This window comes from Rhodoferax ferrireducens (assembly GCF_003347515.1).
Lineage (GTDB): Bacteria > Pseudomonadota > Gammaproteobacteria > Burkholderiales > Burkholderiaceae_C > Rhodoferax.
The window spans coordinates 152415-166555 of record NZ_QEII01000324.1; the positions used below are offsets into that span (position 1 = coordinate 152415).

At 62.5% G+C, this 14141-nt stretch carries 13 protein-coding genes and 1 tRNA gene; 8 read left to right on the forward strand and 6 right to left on the reverse strand.

Translation table 11 applies throughout. From position 1 onward, the window contains the following. The first annotated feature begins 13 nt into the window (after positions 1-13). Together C5P05_RS31285 and C5P05_RS31290 are read left to right on the forward strand one after the other, a co-directional pair. Positions 14-418 carry a group II truncated hemoglobin gene (locus tag C5P05_RS31285; RefSeq protein ID WP_114973775.1) on the forward strand — a complete coding sequence of 135 codons (405 nt, stop codon included), beginning with the start codon at positions 14-16 and terminating at the stop codon, positions 416-418. Between the two features lie 110 nt (positions 419-528). Beyond that, on the forward strand, positions 529-1398 hold the full coding sequence (locus tag C5P05_RS31290) for an intradiol ring-cleavage dioxygenase (RefSeq protein ID WP_198674926.1): 870 nt from the start codon (positions 529-531) through the stop codon (positions 1396-1398). Between the two features lie 3 nt (positions 1399-1401). Here the strand turns inward: C5P05_RS31290 and C5P05_RS31295 are convergent, their stop codons facing one another. Genes C5P05_RS31295 through radC form a run of 3 tightly spaced genes read right to left on the reverse strand, consistent with a single transcriptional unit; the run spans position 1402 to position 5287 of the window. Next, positions 1402-3879 carry a DEAD/DEAH box helicase gene (locus tag C5P05_RS31295; protein WP_114973777.1) on the reverse strand — a complete coding sequence of 826 codons (2478 nt, stop codon included), beginning with the start codon at positions 3877-3879 and terminating at the stop codon, positions 1402-1404. Positions 3880-3911: 32 nt separating this feature from the next. Next, the gene (locus C5P05_RS31300; protein ID WP_114974178.1) at positions 3912-4574 is read right to left on the reverse strand and encodes a Smr/MutS family protein; all 663 of its coding nucleotides are present in this window, start codon (positions 4572-4574) and stop codon (positions 3912-3914) included. A gap of 11 nt (positions 4575-4585) precedes the next feature. Next, the gene (radC, locus tag C5P05_RS31305) at positions 4586-5287 is read right to left on the reverse strand and encodes a RadC family protein (protein WP_114973778.1); all 702 of its coding nucleotides are present in this window, start codon (positions 5285-5287) and stop codon (positions 4586-4588) included. A 74-nt stretch (positions 5288-5361) separates the two neighbouring features. Between radC and C5P05_RS31310 the strand changes: the two genes are divergently transcribed. The 6 genes from C5P05_RS31310 to C5P05_RS31335 are packed head-to-tail and all read left to right on the forward strand — an operon-like array spanning position 5362 to position 11892. Next, complete coding sequence (locus C5P05_RS31310; RefSeq protein ID WP_114973779.1) at positions 5362-5826, forward strand: FKBP-type peptidyl-prolyl cis-trans isomerase; 465 nt, start codon at positions 5362-5364, stop codon at positions 5824-5826. Further along, complete coding sequence (gene ispH / locus C5P05_RS31315) at positions 5823-6782, forward strand: 4-hydroxy-3-methylbut-2-enyl diphosphate reductase (RefSeq protein ID WP_114973780.1); 960 nt, start codon at positions 5823-5825, stop codon at positions 6780-6782. Before C5P05_RS31310 ends, ispH begins: the two co-directional genes overlap by 4 nt. Further along, complete coding sequence (locus C5P05_RS31320; protein ID WP_114973781.1) at positions 6775-7728, forward strand: threonine/serine dehydratase; 954 nt, start codon at positions 6775-6777, stop codon at positions 7726-7728. Before ispH ends, C5P05_RS31320 begins: the two co-directional genes overlap by 8 nt. A 33-nt stretch (positions 7729-7761) precedes the next feature. Further along, positions 7762-9138 carry a serine--tRNA ligase gene (gene serS / locus C5P05_RS31325; protein ID WP_114973782.1) on the forward strand — a complete coding sequence of 459 codons (1377 nt, stop codon included), beginning with the start codon at positions 7762-7764 and terminating at the stop codon, positions 9136-9138. A 6-nt stretch (positions 9139-9144) separates the two neighbouring features. Further along, entirely contained in the window at positions 9145-10170 is a 1026-nt protein-coding gene (locus C5P05_RS31330; RefSeq protein ID WP_114973783.1) for an extracellular solute-binding protein, read from the forward strand. Positions 10171-10173: 3 nt separating this feature from the next. Beyond that, positions 10174-11892 carry a diguanylate cyclase domain-containing protein gene (locus tag C5P05_RS31335; RefSeq protein WP_114973784.1) on the forward strand — a complete coding sequence of 573 codons (1719 nt, stop codon included), beginning with the start codon at positions 10174-10176 and terminating at the stop codon, positions 11890-11892. A gap of 66 nt (positions 11893-11958) precedes the next feature. On the opposite strand, the gene C5P05_RS31340 is transcribed toward C5P05_RS31335, so the two are convergent. The 3 genes from C5P05_RS31340 to C5P05_RS31350 all read right to left on the reverse strand — a co-directional run bounded on the left by C5P05_RS31340 (position 11959) and on the right by C5P05_RS31350 (position 14110). Then, positions 11959-12046: transfer RNA gene (locus C5P05_RS31340), tRNA-Ser, on the reverse strand. A gap of 66 nt (positions 12047-12112) precedes the next feature. Next, the gene (locus tag C5P05_RS31345) at positions 12113-13408 is read right to left on the reverse strand and encodes a tryptophan--tRNA ligase (RefSeq protein WP_114973785.1); all 1296 of its coding nucleotides are present in this window, start codon (positions 13406-13408) and stop codon (positions 12113-12115) included. Positions 13409-13441: 33 nt separating this feature from the next. Next, positions 13442-14110 (reverse strand): site-2 protease family protein, encoded by a 669-nt coding sequence (locus tag C5P05_RS31350; RefSeq protein WP_114973786.1) that lies wholly within the window; start codon positions 14108-14110, stop codon positions 13442-13444. Positions 14111-14141: the final 31 nt, after the last annotated feature.

Below are 14141 nucleotides of genomic sequence, written 5' to 3' on the forward strand. Positions count from 1 at the left end.
GCCCGATTTGACTATGAAAATTCAGGAAAAACCGCTTTTTGACACGCCGTTCGAATGGATTGGCGGCGAAGCCCGCGTGCAGGCGCTGACCGAGCGTTTTTACGACTTGATGGATCTGGAGCCGGGCTACAGCGTCTTGCGGGCCGCGCACGGCCAGGAACTGGACAACGCCAGGCAGCGCCTGTTCTGGTTTTTGTGCGGCTGGCTGGGCGGCCCGCAGCATTACACGGAACGATTCGGCCACCCGCGCCTGCGAGCGCGCCACGCGCCGTTCAAGATTGGTATCACCGAGCGCGACCAGTGGGTGGCCTGCATGGACCAGGCGATGGGCGAGACCGGTGTGCCGGAGGATTTGCGCGCCCATCTGCGTGACTCGTTTTTCAAGACGGCAGACTTCATGCGCAACACGCCCGCGTAATAATTGTCGTCAGTCCCCCGTGCGTTCACGTTTCTTTACAAAGCGTTGATCGTGTTGGTACAAGTGTTTGCGATAGTGTCGAAATGACTCACCACATTAAAAACAACTCCATGATGGCGCATAAACACGGACTTACCCATGACCTTGAAACCCTCATCCAAACCGCCCCAGACCGGCGCCGCGTCTTGCGCTGGCTGTCCGTCGGCGGTGCTGCGGCGCTACCGCTGATCGGTTGCGGCGGCGGTGGGGACGACGGCGGCACAAGCGCCGCCACGACGGCCACGGGAACCACAACCACGACAACAGCAAGCACAACGGCAAGCTCGGGCTCATGTTCGGTGATCCCCTCCGAGACGGCTGGACCGTATCCCGGTGATGGCTCCAACAGCAATAGCAGCGGCATTGCCAATGCGCTCACCCTGTCGGGCATCGTGCGCTCCGACATTCGTTCCAGCATCGCAGGCTCCAGCACCACCGCGCCTGGCGTGCCCCTGAGCGTCACGCTCAAACTCGTCAACACCGGGGCCAGTTGTGCCTCGCTGGCGGGTTACGCGATCTACCTGTGGCACTGCACCCGGGATGGGGGCTATTCCATGTATTCCAGTGGCATCACCGGCGAGAACTATCTGCGCGGCGTGCAAGTGACCGACAGCAACGGTGAAGTTACCTTCAGCACCGTCTTTCCCGGCTGCTATTCGGGCCGCTGGCCGCATATCCACTTTGAGGTCTATGCCAGTCTGGCCGCCGCCACCACGACGCCCGCCAGCGACCAGGTGCGCACCTCCCAGCTGGCCTTGCCCAAGACCGCGTGCGACGCGGTGTATGCGAGCACCGGCTACAGCGCCAGTGTGTCCAATCTGGCGGCCATTTCGCTGGCCAGCGACAACGTGTTCAGTGACGACAGCGCCGCCCTGCAGATGCCCACCCTGACCGGCAATGTCAGCAGTGGTTATGCGGCCACGCTGACGGTCGGTTTATAAGCATCAGCTCTCCATCGGCGCCAGCAGCCCCTGCAAATCGGCTTCGCTGAATTTGACGGCGCTCGCTCCATCCACGCCCAGCACACCCTCGACCAGCGCACTTTTGCGCGCCTGGAGTTCGAGCATGCGGTCTTCAATGCTGCCCTGCACGACCAGCTTGTAGACAAACACCGGCTGCTCCTGGCCGATGCGGTGGGCGCGGGCGGTGGCTTGCTGCTCGACGGCCGGGTTCCACCACGGGTCGACATGGATCACGGTGTCGGCGGCGGTGAGGTTCAGGCCCAGGCCACCGGCTTTGAGGCTGACCAGAAATACCGGCACATCACCCGCCTGAAACTGGGCCACCACGTCGCCGCGCTTGGCGGGTGGCGTTTTGCCGGTCAGCGCCAGCCACGGCAGCTGCAGCGCGTCCAGCATGGGTTCGATCAGGCTCAGCATTTCGGTGAACTGTGAAAACACCAGGATGCGCCGACCCTCTTTGACCAGCGCCGGTAGCATCGTCATGAGCAGGTCCAGCTTGGCGCGCTCCATGCTGGTTGGAGTACTCACACCTTTGAGTAAATACGGGTCGCAGCACACCTGGCGCAGCTTGAGCAGCGCATCCAGAATGCTGATTTGCGCCCCGGCAAAGTGGGCGCGCGCCAGCACCCGCCGCACCTGTTTATCCGCCGCCACGCGAACGCTCTCGTACAGGTCGCGTTGCTGGCCCTGGAGCTGGACGCGCTTGATGATTTCGGTCAGGGGCTTGAGTTCGGTGGCCACGTCTTCCTTGCGGCGGCGCAGGATGAAGGGGCGAACCCGCTGCGCCAGCAGTTGGGCGCGCACGGTCTCGCCGTTGACTTCAATCGGCTTGCGCCACAGGCGCTGAAAACTCCGTGCGTCGCCCAAAAAACCCGGCATCAAAAAATCGAACTGCGCCCACAACTCGCCCAGGTGGTTTTCCAGCGGCGTGCCGGTCAGGCACAGGCGGTGCCGCGCCTGCAGCCGACGCACGGCCCGCGCGCTGCGGCCGGCCGCATTCTTGACGGATTGGGCTTCGTCCAGAATCAGCAAATGAAAGGGCTGGGCCGCCAGTGCGCGAACGTCGCGCCACAGCAGGGGAAAGGTCGTCAGCACCACATCGCAGTCGGCCATGCGGCCGAAGTCTTGCGCGCGCTGCGGGCCTTGCAGGGTCAGCACACGCAAAGCCGGCGCCATGCGCGCGGCTTCCGCCTGCCAGTTGAATACCAAGGAGGTGGGCAGCACCACGAGTGCTGGCAAGTCCAGCCGCCCAGCCTGTTTTTCAATCAGCAGATGCGCCAGCGTCTGCGCGGTTTTGCCCAGGCCCATGTCGTCGGCCAGGATGCCGGCCAAGTGGTTCTGGCGCAGGTATTGCAACCAGGCCACGCCCTGCAATTGGTAGGGCCGCAGCGTGATGCCCAGGCCGTGTGGCGCCTGGATGGCTTGCGGGCTACCGCTGCCGCGCAGCTGCCGGGTCAGTGCGAGCAAGCCGTCTTCCCCCTGCAGCTGCCAGCCCCCGTGCGGACCGGCGCGCGCGGCTTGGTCGTTGATCAAATCCTGGCGCAGCGCGTCCAGCCGGAACGCATCCCAGGGCGATAGTTGCAGGGGCCCTTCCTTGCGCCGTGGCTCGGTCAGCAAGTCCAGCATCGCGCCGACTATTTTTTTCAGCGGTGCGGCGGGCGCGTCAATGCGCTTGCCGCCGGGCGCGCGCAGGGTGATGACGGCATCGTCCTCAATCGCATGCAGCTGACGCAGATCGAGCCAGCGGCGGTCGCGCTTGAGCAGGTCGGCCAGCAGCGGCGCCAGGTCCAGAGTCTGCCCCTCGACCTCTACGCCCAGGCTTAGCAGCCAGGAGCCCTCGCGCCGGGCCAGGGTCAAGGCAGCCACCGCCGGGGGCGGATGCAGCCGCGGTCCGGCGACTTCCTTGGCCCCTTCTTCGCCCGCCATGGCACCGGCTGGCGGACTCAGCACCAGCTGCCAGGCTTGCACCGGCACACTCAAATGTGCAAAGCCGGGCGTGACCACGATGGACCAGCCCCAGCTCTGCAACAGCGGCACCTGCTCGGCCCAGAAGTCGGCAAACTGGTCTTCCTGCGGCAGCGTCCACAGCGGCCACAGGGGCGCCGTGGTTTCCGTGCCCAGCGTCAAATCATCGCCGCGCCACTGCAAGACGCCGGGCGGCAGGGCTTGCAGGCCCAGGGCGCGCAAGGTGTCGCGGGCCTGCGCCTGGACCTCGGCCGGTGTCGCCCCGTCGCCTGGCCGCAAGCTGGCCGGGGCGGCGCTGGCCCAGTCCAGGGAGGCCACGGTCACGCGCTCACCGCGGGGGCCAAACGCCACCGCGGCCGGCCTGGATTTTTCAGACGCTGGCGCAAAACCCATCATGCCCAGCAGGCCATCACCACGCCCCAGGGTGCGCAGCGTCAGACGAACCCGGTGGGTAGGCGAGGGCGCGAGGTCCCGCGGCGGATGCGAATTGGGCATGGATGGCCTCCAGGCGATGGACTGGGGCGGGTTCAGCGTCGCGACGCCATCAGCAGCACCACCAACGCGCCGCCGCCGCCATCGGCCGGCTTGGCCTGCACAAAGGCCAGCACCTCCTGTTTTTGCACCAGCCAGCTGTGCACCCGGCTCTTGAGTACCGGCGCTTTGCCCGGCGAGCCCAGGCCTTTGCCATGGACCACGCGCACGCAGCGAATGCCGTGTTTGTGCGCCTCGCGGATGAAGAAGCTCAATTGCTCGCGCGCCTCGTCACGGCGCAGGCCATGCAGATCCAGCTGACGCTGGATCGACCAGTCGCCGCGGCGCAGCTTGCGGGTGACATCGGGCCCGATGCCGGGGCGGCGAAAACTCAATAAATCATCAACATCGAGCAGGGTGCCGACGTCGAATTCGTCGCTGATGGCCTCGATCAGCACCGCTTTTTCATCCTGCTCGTATTGCATCGGCCGGGGCGCAGTGGGCTCTTTTTTCAGGAGCGCCCGGCGCTTGTCCGGCAAGGGCTTGACGGTACCCGCGGCCAGAATAAACAGATTTTTTTCGCTTGCCGCCTGATGCTTGGCCAGGGCCAGTTCGGCGGCCAGTTGTGTCCGCCGCAGGGCCTGCGCTTCAATCTCGCGCTTGACCAGTTTCAAATCCGCCAAGGCGTTGAACTTGGTGGGCCGCTTGCTTGTCGGCATCTTCACAATCTTCACAGTAACCCCCGCTCCGCCATGGACAGCGCTTCACCCGGTGCCACGATCACATGGTCCAGCACCCGCACATCAATCAGCGCCAGCGTGGTTTTCAGCGTTTGCGTCAAGGCCTCGTCGGCGCGCGAGGGCTGCACCGTGCCGCTGGGGTGGTTGTGCGCCAGCACCACGGCGGCGGCCTGGTGGTGCAGGGCGCGCAGCACCACCTCTCTGGGGTAAACCGAGGTTTGCGTGAGCGTGCCGCGAAACAGTTCTTCCATGGCCAATAGTCTATTCTGGACGTCCAGAAACAGCACGGCAAAGACCTCATGCGGCTTGGCCGCCAAGTGCAGTTGCAGGTAGTGCTTGACGGCGTCCGGCGTGGCAAACACCGTGCGTTCCTTGAGCTGCTGCGCCAGCGCCCGGCGCGATAACTCCAGCACGGCCACGATTTCGGCGCGTTTGGCCGGCCCCAGGCCTTTGATGCGTTTGAGATCGTCCGTGGTGGCGTGCAGCAGGCCGGCAATGCCGTCAAAACCATCACAGCCGTTGGTGCTGGTCTTGAGTAGCAGCAGCTCCTGCGCCATTTGCAGCACGCCCTTGCCCTGGATGCCGGTGCGCAGCAGGATGGCCAGCAGCTCGACGTCGCTCAGGGCGCCGGGTCCGCGTGCCAGCAGCTTTTCGCGGGGGCGGGCGTCAAGGGGAAGGTCTTTGAGGGGCATTGGTCGGGCTTTTAGAATAGGGGCCAGTTTATTCGTCAAAACCCTGTCTTTTCAGACTTTCATCCGGGACTCTCATGACCACCACACCTGCCTCTGTTCAACCGGGTTCCTTCCTCACGCTGCACTACCGCATGGCCGGGCCGGCCGGGGACGTGATCAACACCTTTGAGGGCAAACCCGCTACCCTCACCCTGGGCAACGGCGAGCTGTCACCCGCGGTGGAAGCCTATTTGCTGGGCCTGGCCGAGGGCAGCCGCAGCACCTTCGAGCTGCCAGCGGGCGCGGCCTTTGGCGAGCGCAACCCGGAGATGCGTCAGTGGCTGGCGCGCCAGGTGCTGATCGACATGGGCGACGCCGATGCGCAGTACCAGGTCGGCGACGTGGTGCAGTTCCCCACGCCCGACGGCCAGGGTCAATTTGCCGGCTCCGTGCAGCAGTTCCGCAGCGACGAGAAAGGTGATGCTGTGCTGTTTGACTTCAACCACCCGCTGGCCGGCCAGCCGGTGACGTTTGAAGTGCATGTGATCGGCATTCTGTGAACGCAGCCTCTGTCTCCACGCCGCCGCAGGAAATTTTGCTGGCGGAGCCGCGCGGCTTTTGCGCCGGCGTGGACCGGGCCATCGAGATCGTCGAGCGGGCGCTGCAGAAGTTCGGCGCGCCGATTTATGTACGCCACGAAATCGTGCACAACACCTATGTGGTGAACGACCTCAAGGCCAAGGGCGCTATCTTTATAGAAGCGCTTGACGATGTGCCGGCGGGGGCTACGCTCATTTTTTCAGCCCATGGCGTGAGCCGGGCGGTGCAGGCCGAAGCGGCCGCGCGGGGTTTCCAGATTTTTGACGCCACCTGTCCGCTGGTCACCAAGGTGCATGTGGAAGTCGCCAAGCTGCACAAAGAGGGCTATGAATTCATCATGATCGGCCACAAGGGGCACCCCGAGGTCGAGGGCACCATGGGCCAGCTGGACAGCGGCATTCACCTGGTGGAAGACGTGGCCGATGTGGCGCGCGTGCAGCCGGCCCAGACCGCGCTGCTGGCGGTGGTGACGCAGACCACGCTCAGCGTGGACGACGCGGCCGATATTGCCGCCGCCATCAAGGCGCGCTTCCCGAACGCACGCCAACCCAAGCAACAAGACATCTGCTACGCCACGCAAAACCGCCAGGACGCCGTGAAAGTCATGAGTCCGCAGGTCGATGTGCTGATCGTCGTGGGCAGCCCGACCAGTTCCAATAGCAACCGCCTGGCCGAACTGGCGCGCAAGCTCGGCACCGAGAGTTATATGGTGGACAGCGCCGACGAATTGCAGGCGCCCTGGTTCGAGGGCCGCCAGCGCGTGGGCCTGACCGCCGGCGCCTCCGCCCCCGAGATCCTGGTGCGCCAGGTGATCGACCGCATCAAGGCGCTGGGCGCCGTGTCGGTGCGAAAGATGGACGGGATTGAAGAGACGGTGAAGTTTCCGCTGCCCAAGGGACTCAAGCTCCATGAATAAGCCGGACATCAGTCGCTCTGATATTGATAGTGCCTTGCGCAGGCTGGACGAGGGCTACAGCCATTTTTTACGTAAAACACCGATCTGGACCCTGCCGGGCAAGGCCTTTGGCCTGAACTGCGCCGAAGTCTGGCTCAAGCTGGAACAGCTGCAGGTAGGCGGCAGCTTCAAGGCCCGCGGCATGCTGAACCGCATGCTGGCGCACGATATTCCTGCCAGCGGCGTGATCATCGCGTCCGGCGGCAATGCCGGCATTGCCACGGCGGCTGCAGCCCAGGCGCTGGGTGTGTCGTGCGAGGTGTTCGTACCCGAGGTTTCCAGCGAGGCCAAGCGCGCCCGCTTGCGCGAGCTGGGGGCCGAGGTGGTGGTCACCGGCGCGGCGTATTCGCAGGCCTTTGAGGCTTGCCTGGCGCGCCAGCGCCTCAGCGGCGCCTTGCTGATGCACGCCTATGACCAGGTCGAAGTGGTCGCCGGCGCCGGTACCCTGGCGGCCGAGATCGAGGCCCAGGCGGGTCTGCCCGACAGCCTGCTGGTCAGCGTGGGTGGTGGCGGTTTGATTGCCGGCATCTCTGCCTGGTTTGAAAACCGCGTTCGCGTGGTGGCGCTGGAGCCGGTACTGGCACCCACTTTGTACCAGGCGCGTCAGGCCGGGCAGCCGGTGGACGTGGCGGTGAGCGGTATCGCGGCGGATTCGCTGGGCGCCAAGCGCATCGGCGACATCGCCTGGCAGGTGACCCAGCGCCATGTCAAAGACGCACTGCTGCTTCCTGAAGACGCCATCCGCGCGGCGCAGCTGTGGCTCTGGCGGGAGCTCAAGCTGGCCGTGGAGCCCGCCGCCGCGCTGGGTCTGGCCGCCTTGCAGTGTGGCGCCTACGTGCCGCGTACCGATGAAAAGGTGTGCCTGGTCCTGTGCGGCGCTAACCTTGACCCCGCCACCCTATCCTGATAGCGTCAAGTTTCAAAAAATTACAATTGCCCCATGCTCGACATTACCCTGCTCCGAAAAGACCTCGACTCCGCCGTGGCGCGCCTTGAGACGCGTAAAAAGCCGCAAGCTTTTCTCAATGTGGAGGCCTTCCGCACCCTGGAGGCCGAGCGCAAGACCATCCAGATGCGCACCGAGGAGTTGCAGAGCAAGCGCAACACCTTGAGCAAGCAGATTGGCCAGCTCAAGGCCAAAGGCCCGGCCGGCCAAAGCGAGGTGGACGCCGTCATGGCCGAAGTCGCCGGCCTCAAGTCCGAGCTGGAAGCATCGGCCACCCGGCTGGACCAGATTCAAATCGAGTTGCAGGCCCTGCTGCTGGCCGTGCCGAATCTGCCGCACGAGAGCGTGCCGGTGGGCGCGGACGAGCATGGCAACGTGGTGGTGCGCAGCTGGAGTCCTGACGGCAAGGGCCCCAAGGCGTTTGACTTCCCGGTCAAAGACCATGTGGACCTGGGCACGCCGCTGGGGCTGGACTTCGAGATGGGCGTCAAGCTGACCGGCGCCCGCTTTACCGTGATGAAGGGTCCGATTGCCCGGCTGCACCGCGCCCTGTCGCAGTTCATGCTGGATGTGCAGACCGAAGAGCATGGCTACACCGAGTGCTACACGCCTTACATCGTGAATGGCGACAGTCTGCGCGGCACCGGTCAGCTACCCAAATTCGAAGATGATTTGTTCCACGTTGGGGCAGGGTCTGGTCTTGCATCCCAGTTTGATGCGAGCCTCGCTGAGTTGTCGAGAAAAAACCTCTATCTGATCCCGACCAGTGAAGTCCCCTTAACCAACTTTGTGCGTGATGAAGTCGTGGCCGAGGCTACCTTACCGATCAAGCTCACCGCGCACACGCCGTGTTTTCGCTCCGAAGCCGGCAGTGCCGGGCGCGACACACGCGGCCTGATCCGCCAGCACCAGTTCGACAAGGTCGAGATGGTGCAGATCGTGCACCCCGACACGAGCTACGACGTGCTGGAAGAGATGGTCGGCCACGCCGAAGCCATTCTGCAAAAGCTGGGCCTGCCGTACCGGGTGATGTCCTTGTGCACCGGCGACATGGGTTTTGGCGCCAGCAAGACCTACGACCTGGAAGTCTGGCTGCCGGCGCAAGACACTTTCCGCGAAATCAGCTCGATCTCGAATTGCGAAGCCTTCCAGGCGCGCCGCCTGCAAGCCCGCTTCAAGAACGTGCAGGGCAAGAACGAGCTGGTGCACACCCTCAACGGCTCCGGCCTGGCGGTCGGGCGCACGCTGGTGGCGGTGCTGGAAAACTACCAGAATGCCGATGGGTCGGTCACCGTGCCGCTGGTCTTGCGCCCCTACTTGGGCGGCCTGACGGTGCTGGGCACCACGACCGTGAACGACATCGGTATGTAGCGTGCCATGATTCCCCGTCTATTGACAATACTTGTCGCCGGTCTGGCGCTGAGTTTGCCAAGCCAGGCGGTGGAAACCTTGCGCGTGCTGACCTGGCCAGGCTACGCCGACAGCGATCTGGTCAAGGCATTTGAGAAAAAATACGATGCGCGGGTCGAGGTCAGCTTTGTCAGTTCTGATGAAGTGCTGCGGGAAAAAATAGGCGCGAACCAGGGTGGTGACTTCGATGTCTTTGCCGCCAATACAGCGGAGATGCAGCATTACATTGACCAGAAGCTCGTGGTGCCCTTGCGCCTGTCGAACATTCCCAATACGGCGCAGCAGTTGCCCCGATTTCGTGATGCGCGCAGCATTCCTGGCATCACGCAGCTGGGCGAGGTCTATGCCGTGCCCTATACCTATTCGGAGATGGGGCTGATTTATGACCGCAAGCAGTTCGAGCAAGCACCCACCTCGCTGTCCGTGCTGTGGGACCCGAAGTACCGGGGGCGAGTCCTGGCTTACGACACCAGCAGCCACAACTTCTCGATCGCCGCGCTGGCACTGGGGGACAAGCCGTTCCGGATTGAAGAAGCCAAGTTCAAAGCCGTGGTGGATCACCTCATCGCTTTGCGCCGCAATGTGCTGACCTTCTACACCTTGCCGGAAGAATCGGTCGAACTGTTCCGTAATCACGCGGTGGCCGTCATGTTTGCCAATTACGGGAGCCAGCAACTCAAACTCTTGCGTGATGCGGGCGCGGATGTCGGCTATGTCATCCCGGTGGAAGGCGCACTGGCCTGGCTGGATTGCTGGGCCGTGACGCGAGGGGGCAAAAACAAAAATCTGGCTGAAAGCTGGATCAACTACATGCTGGACAAACATGTGAGCCGTGAGTTGACCCGGCGGCAGGGTTTGTCCAATACGCTGGATGTCGACACAGCCACCCAGGAGACCGACAAGATCATCTGGCTGGAGCCCGTGGAAGACGACAAGCGTAGAGCGGCGCTGTGGGGGCGCATTATTTCCGGCGATCTGCCGGGGCGGTTCTAACCCATGCGCTACGGCATTGCCTTCAAACTGGGGCTGTTGCTAGCCACCTTCGGCGTTGTGGCGATGGGTATCGTGGGCTACTACTCCTACGCCGGCAGTCGTGCCACGTTGCTGAGCGCGGCGCAGCGCGACTTGCTCACGGCGACCCAGGTGCTGGGCCGCAATTTCAAGGCGAGCATTGACGGAATTGCCGACGATGCAAGGCTGTTGGCCAGCCTCCCGACAACCCCGGCTATTGTTAGTGCCCATAACGCAGTCACCGCAGACCGTGAGAAAGAGGTACTGGGCGAGACCTTTGCAGCCATGATGGCCTTGCATCCCGAGTATTTCCAGATCCGGCTGATAGGCGCGGGTGATCATGGTCTGGAATTGGTTCGCGTTGACCGTGATGCAGACCAGCTGGCACACGTGCCTGCAACCGATTTGCAGGAAAAGGCCCATTACCCCTACGTCTTCAACACCTTATTGCTGGGCCGGGGCCGGGTCTATTTGTCAGACATCACCATCAACCACGAGGAGGGCGTGCATTCCGGATTGCACAAGCCAACCGTGCGGGTGGCCACGCCAGTCGTCGCAGGCGACGGGAAAGTGCTGGGGCTGATCGTGATCAACCTGGATCTGAACAGCCTGTTTGCCCGCCTGAAATCGGATCTGCCGAATGCCTACCAGTTGTATCTCAGCAATCATTGGGGTGACTATCTGATTCACCCCAACCCCGCCCAGGCCTTTGGTTTTGACCAGGGCCGCAGGATCTTCATTCAGGAGTTTTTCGAGCCTGTTGCATCCTTGATCAATGGCCAGAGCGCCAGTGTGGTGACCAGTATCGAAGGCGCGGAACAGTCTCATGATGGGCTGGTGGCTGCTTTTGTCCGGCTTCCATTTGGTGGATCAGCCGACAAGCATTTTGTCATTCTCGGCTTGTCGCAACCGCTGGAGAATGTGGTGCGGGAAATCAAACGACTGGGATGGACCACCGTACAAATGACGCTGGCGCTGGGCGTGCTGGCCGTTGTTCTTGCCGCGCTGGTCTCGCGTGCCGTGACCGGCCCCTTGAGGAACATGGTTGACGCGGTGGGATTGTTTTCAAAAGAGCAGGTGGTCAGGGAACTGCCCTCTACCAATAGCGACGAAATCGGGCTGCTGGCGCGCAGCCTGAACGACATGCAGACCACCATTGTGGCGAACCTGCATGAATTGAATGAAAGCCGGCAAGCGCTCAAGCACCTGGCACAACATGATTCCCTGACTGGTCTGCCCAACCGCGCCCTGTTTGATGACCGGCTGGGTCAGGCGGTCTCGCAGGCCCGGCGCGATCAAACACGCATGGCCTTGATGTTTGTCGATCTGGATGGATTCAAGGCAGTCAACGATACCTATGGCCATCATGTTGGCGATTGTTTGCTGATTGCGGCTGCGCAGCGGATGCAAACGTGCGTGCGCAATGTCGATACGGTGGGCCGGCTGGGCGGTGATGAGTTCGTCGTGTTGCTAAACCACGTCGAGAAAGACGTGGATGCCTTGCTGGTGGCGGAAAAAATTTGCCTGGCGCTCAATCAGCCATTTGACCTTGACGGCCGACACATGGATATTTCGTCCAGCATCGGCGTGGCTATCTTTCCGGCGCATGGCAGCGACGAGTTGACGCTCTCGCGCAGTGCCGATGCCGCCATGTACCTGGCCAAGGAAAGCGGCGGTAACCGTGTCAGGCTTTTTGGGGCTTGAGAAAAACTTTGGACCCGCCAATGAAAAAGCGCTTTCACCATGAAAATAGTGAAAGCGCTTTATTTTTGGAGGAGAAGGTGGGATTCGAACCCACGGTACCTTTCGGTACGCCTGATTTCGAGTCAGGTACATTCGGCCACTCTGCCACTTCTCCAATCTAAATCAGGCGCCATTGTATCAGCGGCGCCGTGCCTGGCGAGACAAGCACGCTGCGTTTTAGCTAATCGGCGTCCAGCATCAGCTGCAAGGCCGCATGGATGTCCTGCGCGTCAACGTCGCTGCTGGCCTGCAATTTGTCAGCAAGTGCCGGCAGGGCGCTGGCGCCTTGCGTCTGCAGCAAGGCAATGGACTGCCCCGCATCCTTTGGCGAGTCGAAGCCCATGCTTTGCAACAGCAGGCGGCCATCGGTGTCCACGAGTTTGAAGTAGAACTTGCCATCGCGTTCGCGGTACTGTTTGTACACCGGCTTGGCGATCTTGGTGGTTTTGGTGGCTCTGTTGCTGACCTGCGCCCGCAGGTCGCGCAGGCCAACAGCCGAGCGCAGGCGGCCCATGAACGGGGTGGCGATCTGGCGCGCCTTGGCTGCGCCCGCGAGCAGGATGGTTTCGATTTTGGCCGGGTCGTTCATGAGCGCCAGATAGGCTTCGCGCATGGGCGCGATCTCGCGGTCGATGCGCTCGAACACCAACTGCTTGGCGTCCCCCCAGGCGATGCCGTCAGCGTAGGCCTGGCGCAAGTCGGCGGTTTCCTCTGGCGTGGCAAAAGCCTGGTAGATCTGGAACAGGGCCGAGCCTTCGACGGTTTTAGGTTCGCCCGGCGCGCTGGAGTCGGTCACGATGCTGGCGATGAGTTTCTTCAACTGTTCGCGCGGCGCAAACAGCGGGATGGTGTTGTCGTAGCTCTTGCTCATCTTGCGGCCATCCAGGCCGGGCAGGGTGGCGACGTCGTCTTCAATCTCGGCTTCGGGCGGCACAAAGTGCTCGCCGTAGCGGTGGTTGAAGCTGTGCGCCATGTCGCGCGCCATCTCGATGTGCTGGATCTGGTCGCGCCCCACCGGCACCTTGTGGGCGTTGAACATCAAAATGTCCGCCCCCATTAGCACCGGGTACATGAACAGGCCGGCACTCACATCCGAGTCGGGGTCATCGCCGGCGTTGATGTTTTTATCCACCGAGGCCTTGTAGGCATGGGCCCGGTTCAGGACGCCTTTGCCGGTGACGCAGGTGAGGAACCAGGTGAGTTCCGGAATTTCCGGGATGTCGGACTGGCGGTAGAAGATGACGCGTTCGGGGTCGAGCCCGGCCGCCAGCCAGCTGGCCGCAATCTCCAGCGTGGAGCGCTGGATGCGCGAGGGCTCGTCGATCTTGATCAGGGCGTGGTAGTCGGCCAGAAAGTAGAAACTCTCGACGTCAGCCCGCAGGCTGTGCCGCACCGAGGGCCGGATGGAGCCGACATAGTTACCCAGATGGGGCGTGCCGGAGGTGGTGATGCCGGTCAGGAAGCGCGTGGAACTCATGAGAGAAAATTTCTTGTGCGGAGTAATGAAAGGCTAGCCAAAAATCAGGGCAATCGGAGTCAGCAAAATATCCAGCAGGCCATAGCTAAGGGCCATCAAGGGCTGCAGCCACAGTGTGCTCACGACCCCTGAAATCACCAGCGCCATCACGATGAAGAAGCCCCAGGGCTCCACCCGCGAGACCAGTTCAGCCTGCCGGTAAGGCAACAGGCCAACCAGAATTCGCCCGCCATCCAGTGGCGGCAACGGGAACAGGTTGAAGGCAAACATCACCAGATTGACCAGAATGCCGCCTTGCGCCATCTTGAGGAAAAAGGGCTCCGTCACGCCACTCCCGCGCAAAATGAAAAACAGCGCACCCCAGAAAAATGCCTGGATGAAATTGACACCTGGCCCGGCCAGTGCCACCCAGATCATGTGGCGTTTGGGGTTGCGCAGGTTGCCAAAGCGTACCGGTACAGGTTTGGCATAACCGAACAAAAAGGCGCCCGAGGTCGCAAAGTACAGCAGCAGGGGCATCAAAATAGTGCCCACCGGGTCAATGTGCTTGAGCGGATTGAGCGTGACGCGTCCCATCATATAGGCCGTGTTGTCGCCAAAATGCCGGGCCACGTAGCCGTGCGCGGCCTCGTGAATCGTGATCGCGAAAAGAACCGGCAGCGCGTACAAGGCGACGGTCTGAATGAGGTGTGCAATATCCATCAGGTCATTGTCTCAGAGGAATTTGGACAGA

What these genes read in the sequence shown, in the direction of transcription:
- C5P05_RS31310 (WP_114973779.1), top strand. Translation starts at nt 5,362, where the DNA reads ATGACCACCACACCTGCCTCTGTTCAACCGGGTTCCTTCCTCACGCTG.
- C5P05_RS31350 (WP_114973786.1), bottom strand. Translation starts at nt 14,110, where the DNA reads ATGGATATTGCACACCTCATTCAGACCGTCGCCTTGTACGCGCTGCCG.
- C5P05_RS31345 (WP_114973785.1), bottom strand. Translation starts at nt 13,408, where the DNA reads ATGAGTTCCACGCGCTTCCTGACCGGCATCACCACCTCCGGCACGCCC.
- serS (WP_114973782.1), top strand. Translation starts at nt 7,762, where the DNA reads ATGCTCGACATTACCCTGCTCCGAAAAGACCTCGACTCCGCCGTGGCG.
- C5P05_RS31290 (WP_198674926.1), top strand. Translation starts at nt 529, where the DNA reads ATGATGGCGCATAAACACGGACTTACCCATGACCTTGAAACCCTCATC.
- C5P05_RS31320 (WP_114973781.1), top strand. Translation starts at nt 6,775, where the DNA reads ATGAATAAGCCGGACATCAGTCGCTCTGATATTGATAGTGCCTTGCGC.
- C5P05_RS31330 (WP_114973783.1), top strand. Translation starts at nt 9,145, where the DNA reads ATGATTCCCCGTCTATTGACAATACTTGTCGCCGGTCTGGCGCTGAGT.
- C5P05_RS31300 (WP_114974178.1), bottom strand. Translation starts at nt 4,574, where the DNA reads ATGCCGACAAGCAAGCGGCCCACCAAGTTCAACGCCTTGGCGGATTTG.
- C5P05_RS31335 (WP_114973784.1), top strand. Translation starts at nt 10,174, where the DNA reads ATGCGCTACGGCATTGCCTTCAAACTGGGGCTGTTGCTAGCCACCTTC.
- radC (WP_114973778.1), bottom strand. Translation starts at nt 5,287, where the DNA reads ATGCCCCTCAAAGACCTTCCCCTTGACGCCCGCCCCCGCGAAAAGCTG.
- C5P05_RS31295 (WP_114973777.1), bottom strand. Translation starts at nt 3,879, where the DNA reads ATGCCCAATTCGCATCCGCCGCGGGACCTCGCGCCCTCGCCTACCCAC.
- C5P05_RS31285 (WP_114973775.1), top strand. Translation starts at nt 14, where the DNA reads ATGAAAATTCAGGAAAAACCGCTTTTTGACACGCCGTTCGAATGGATT.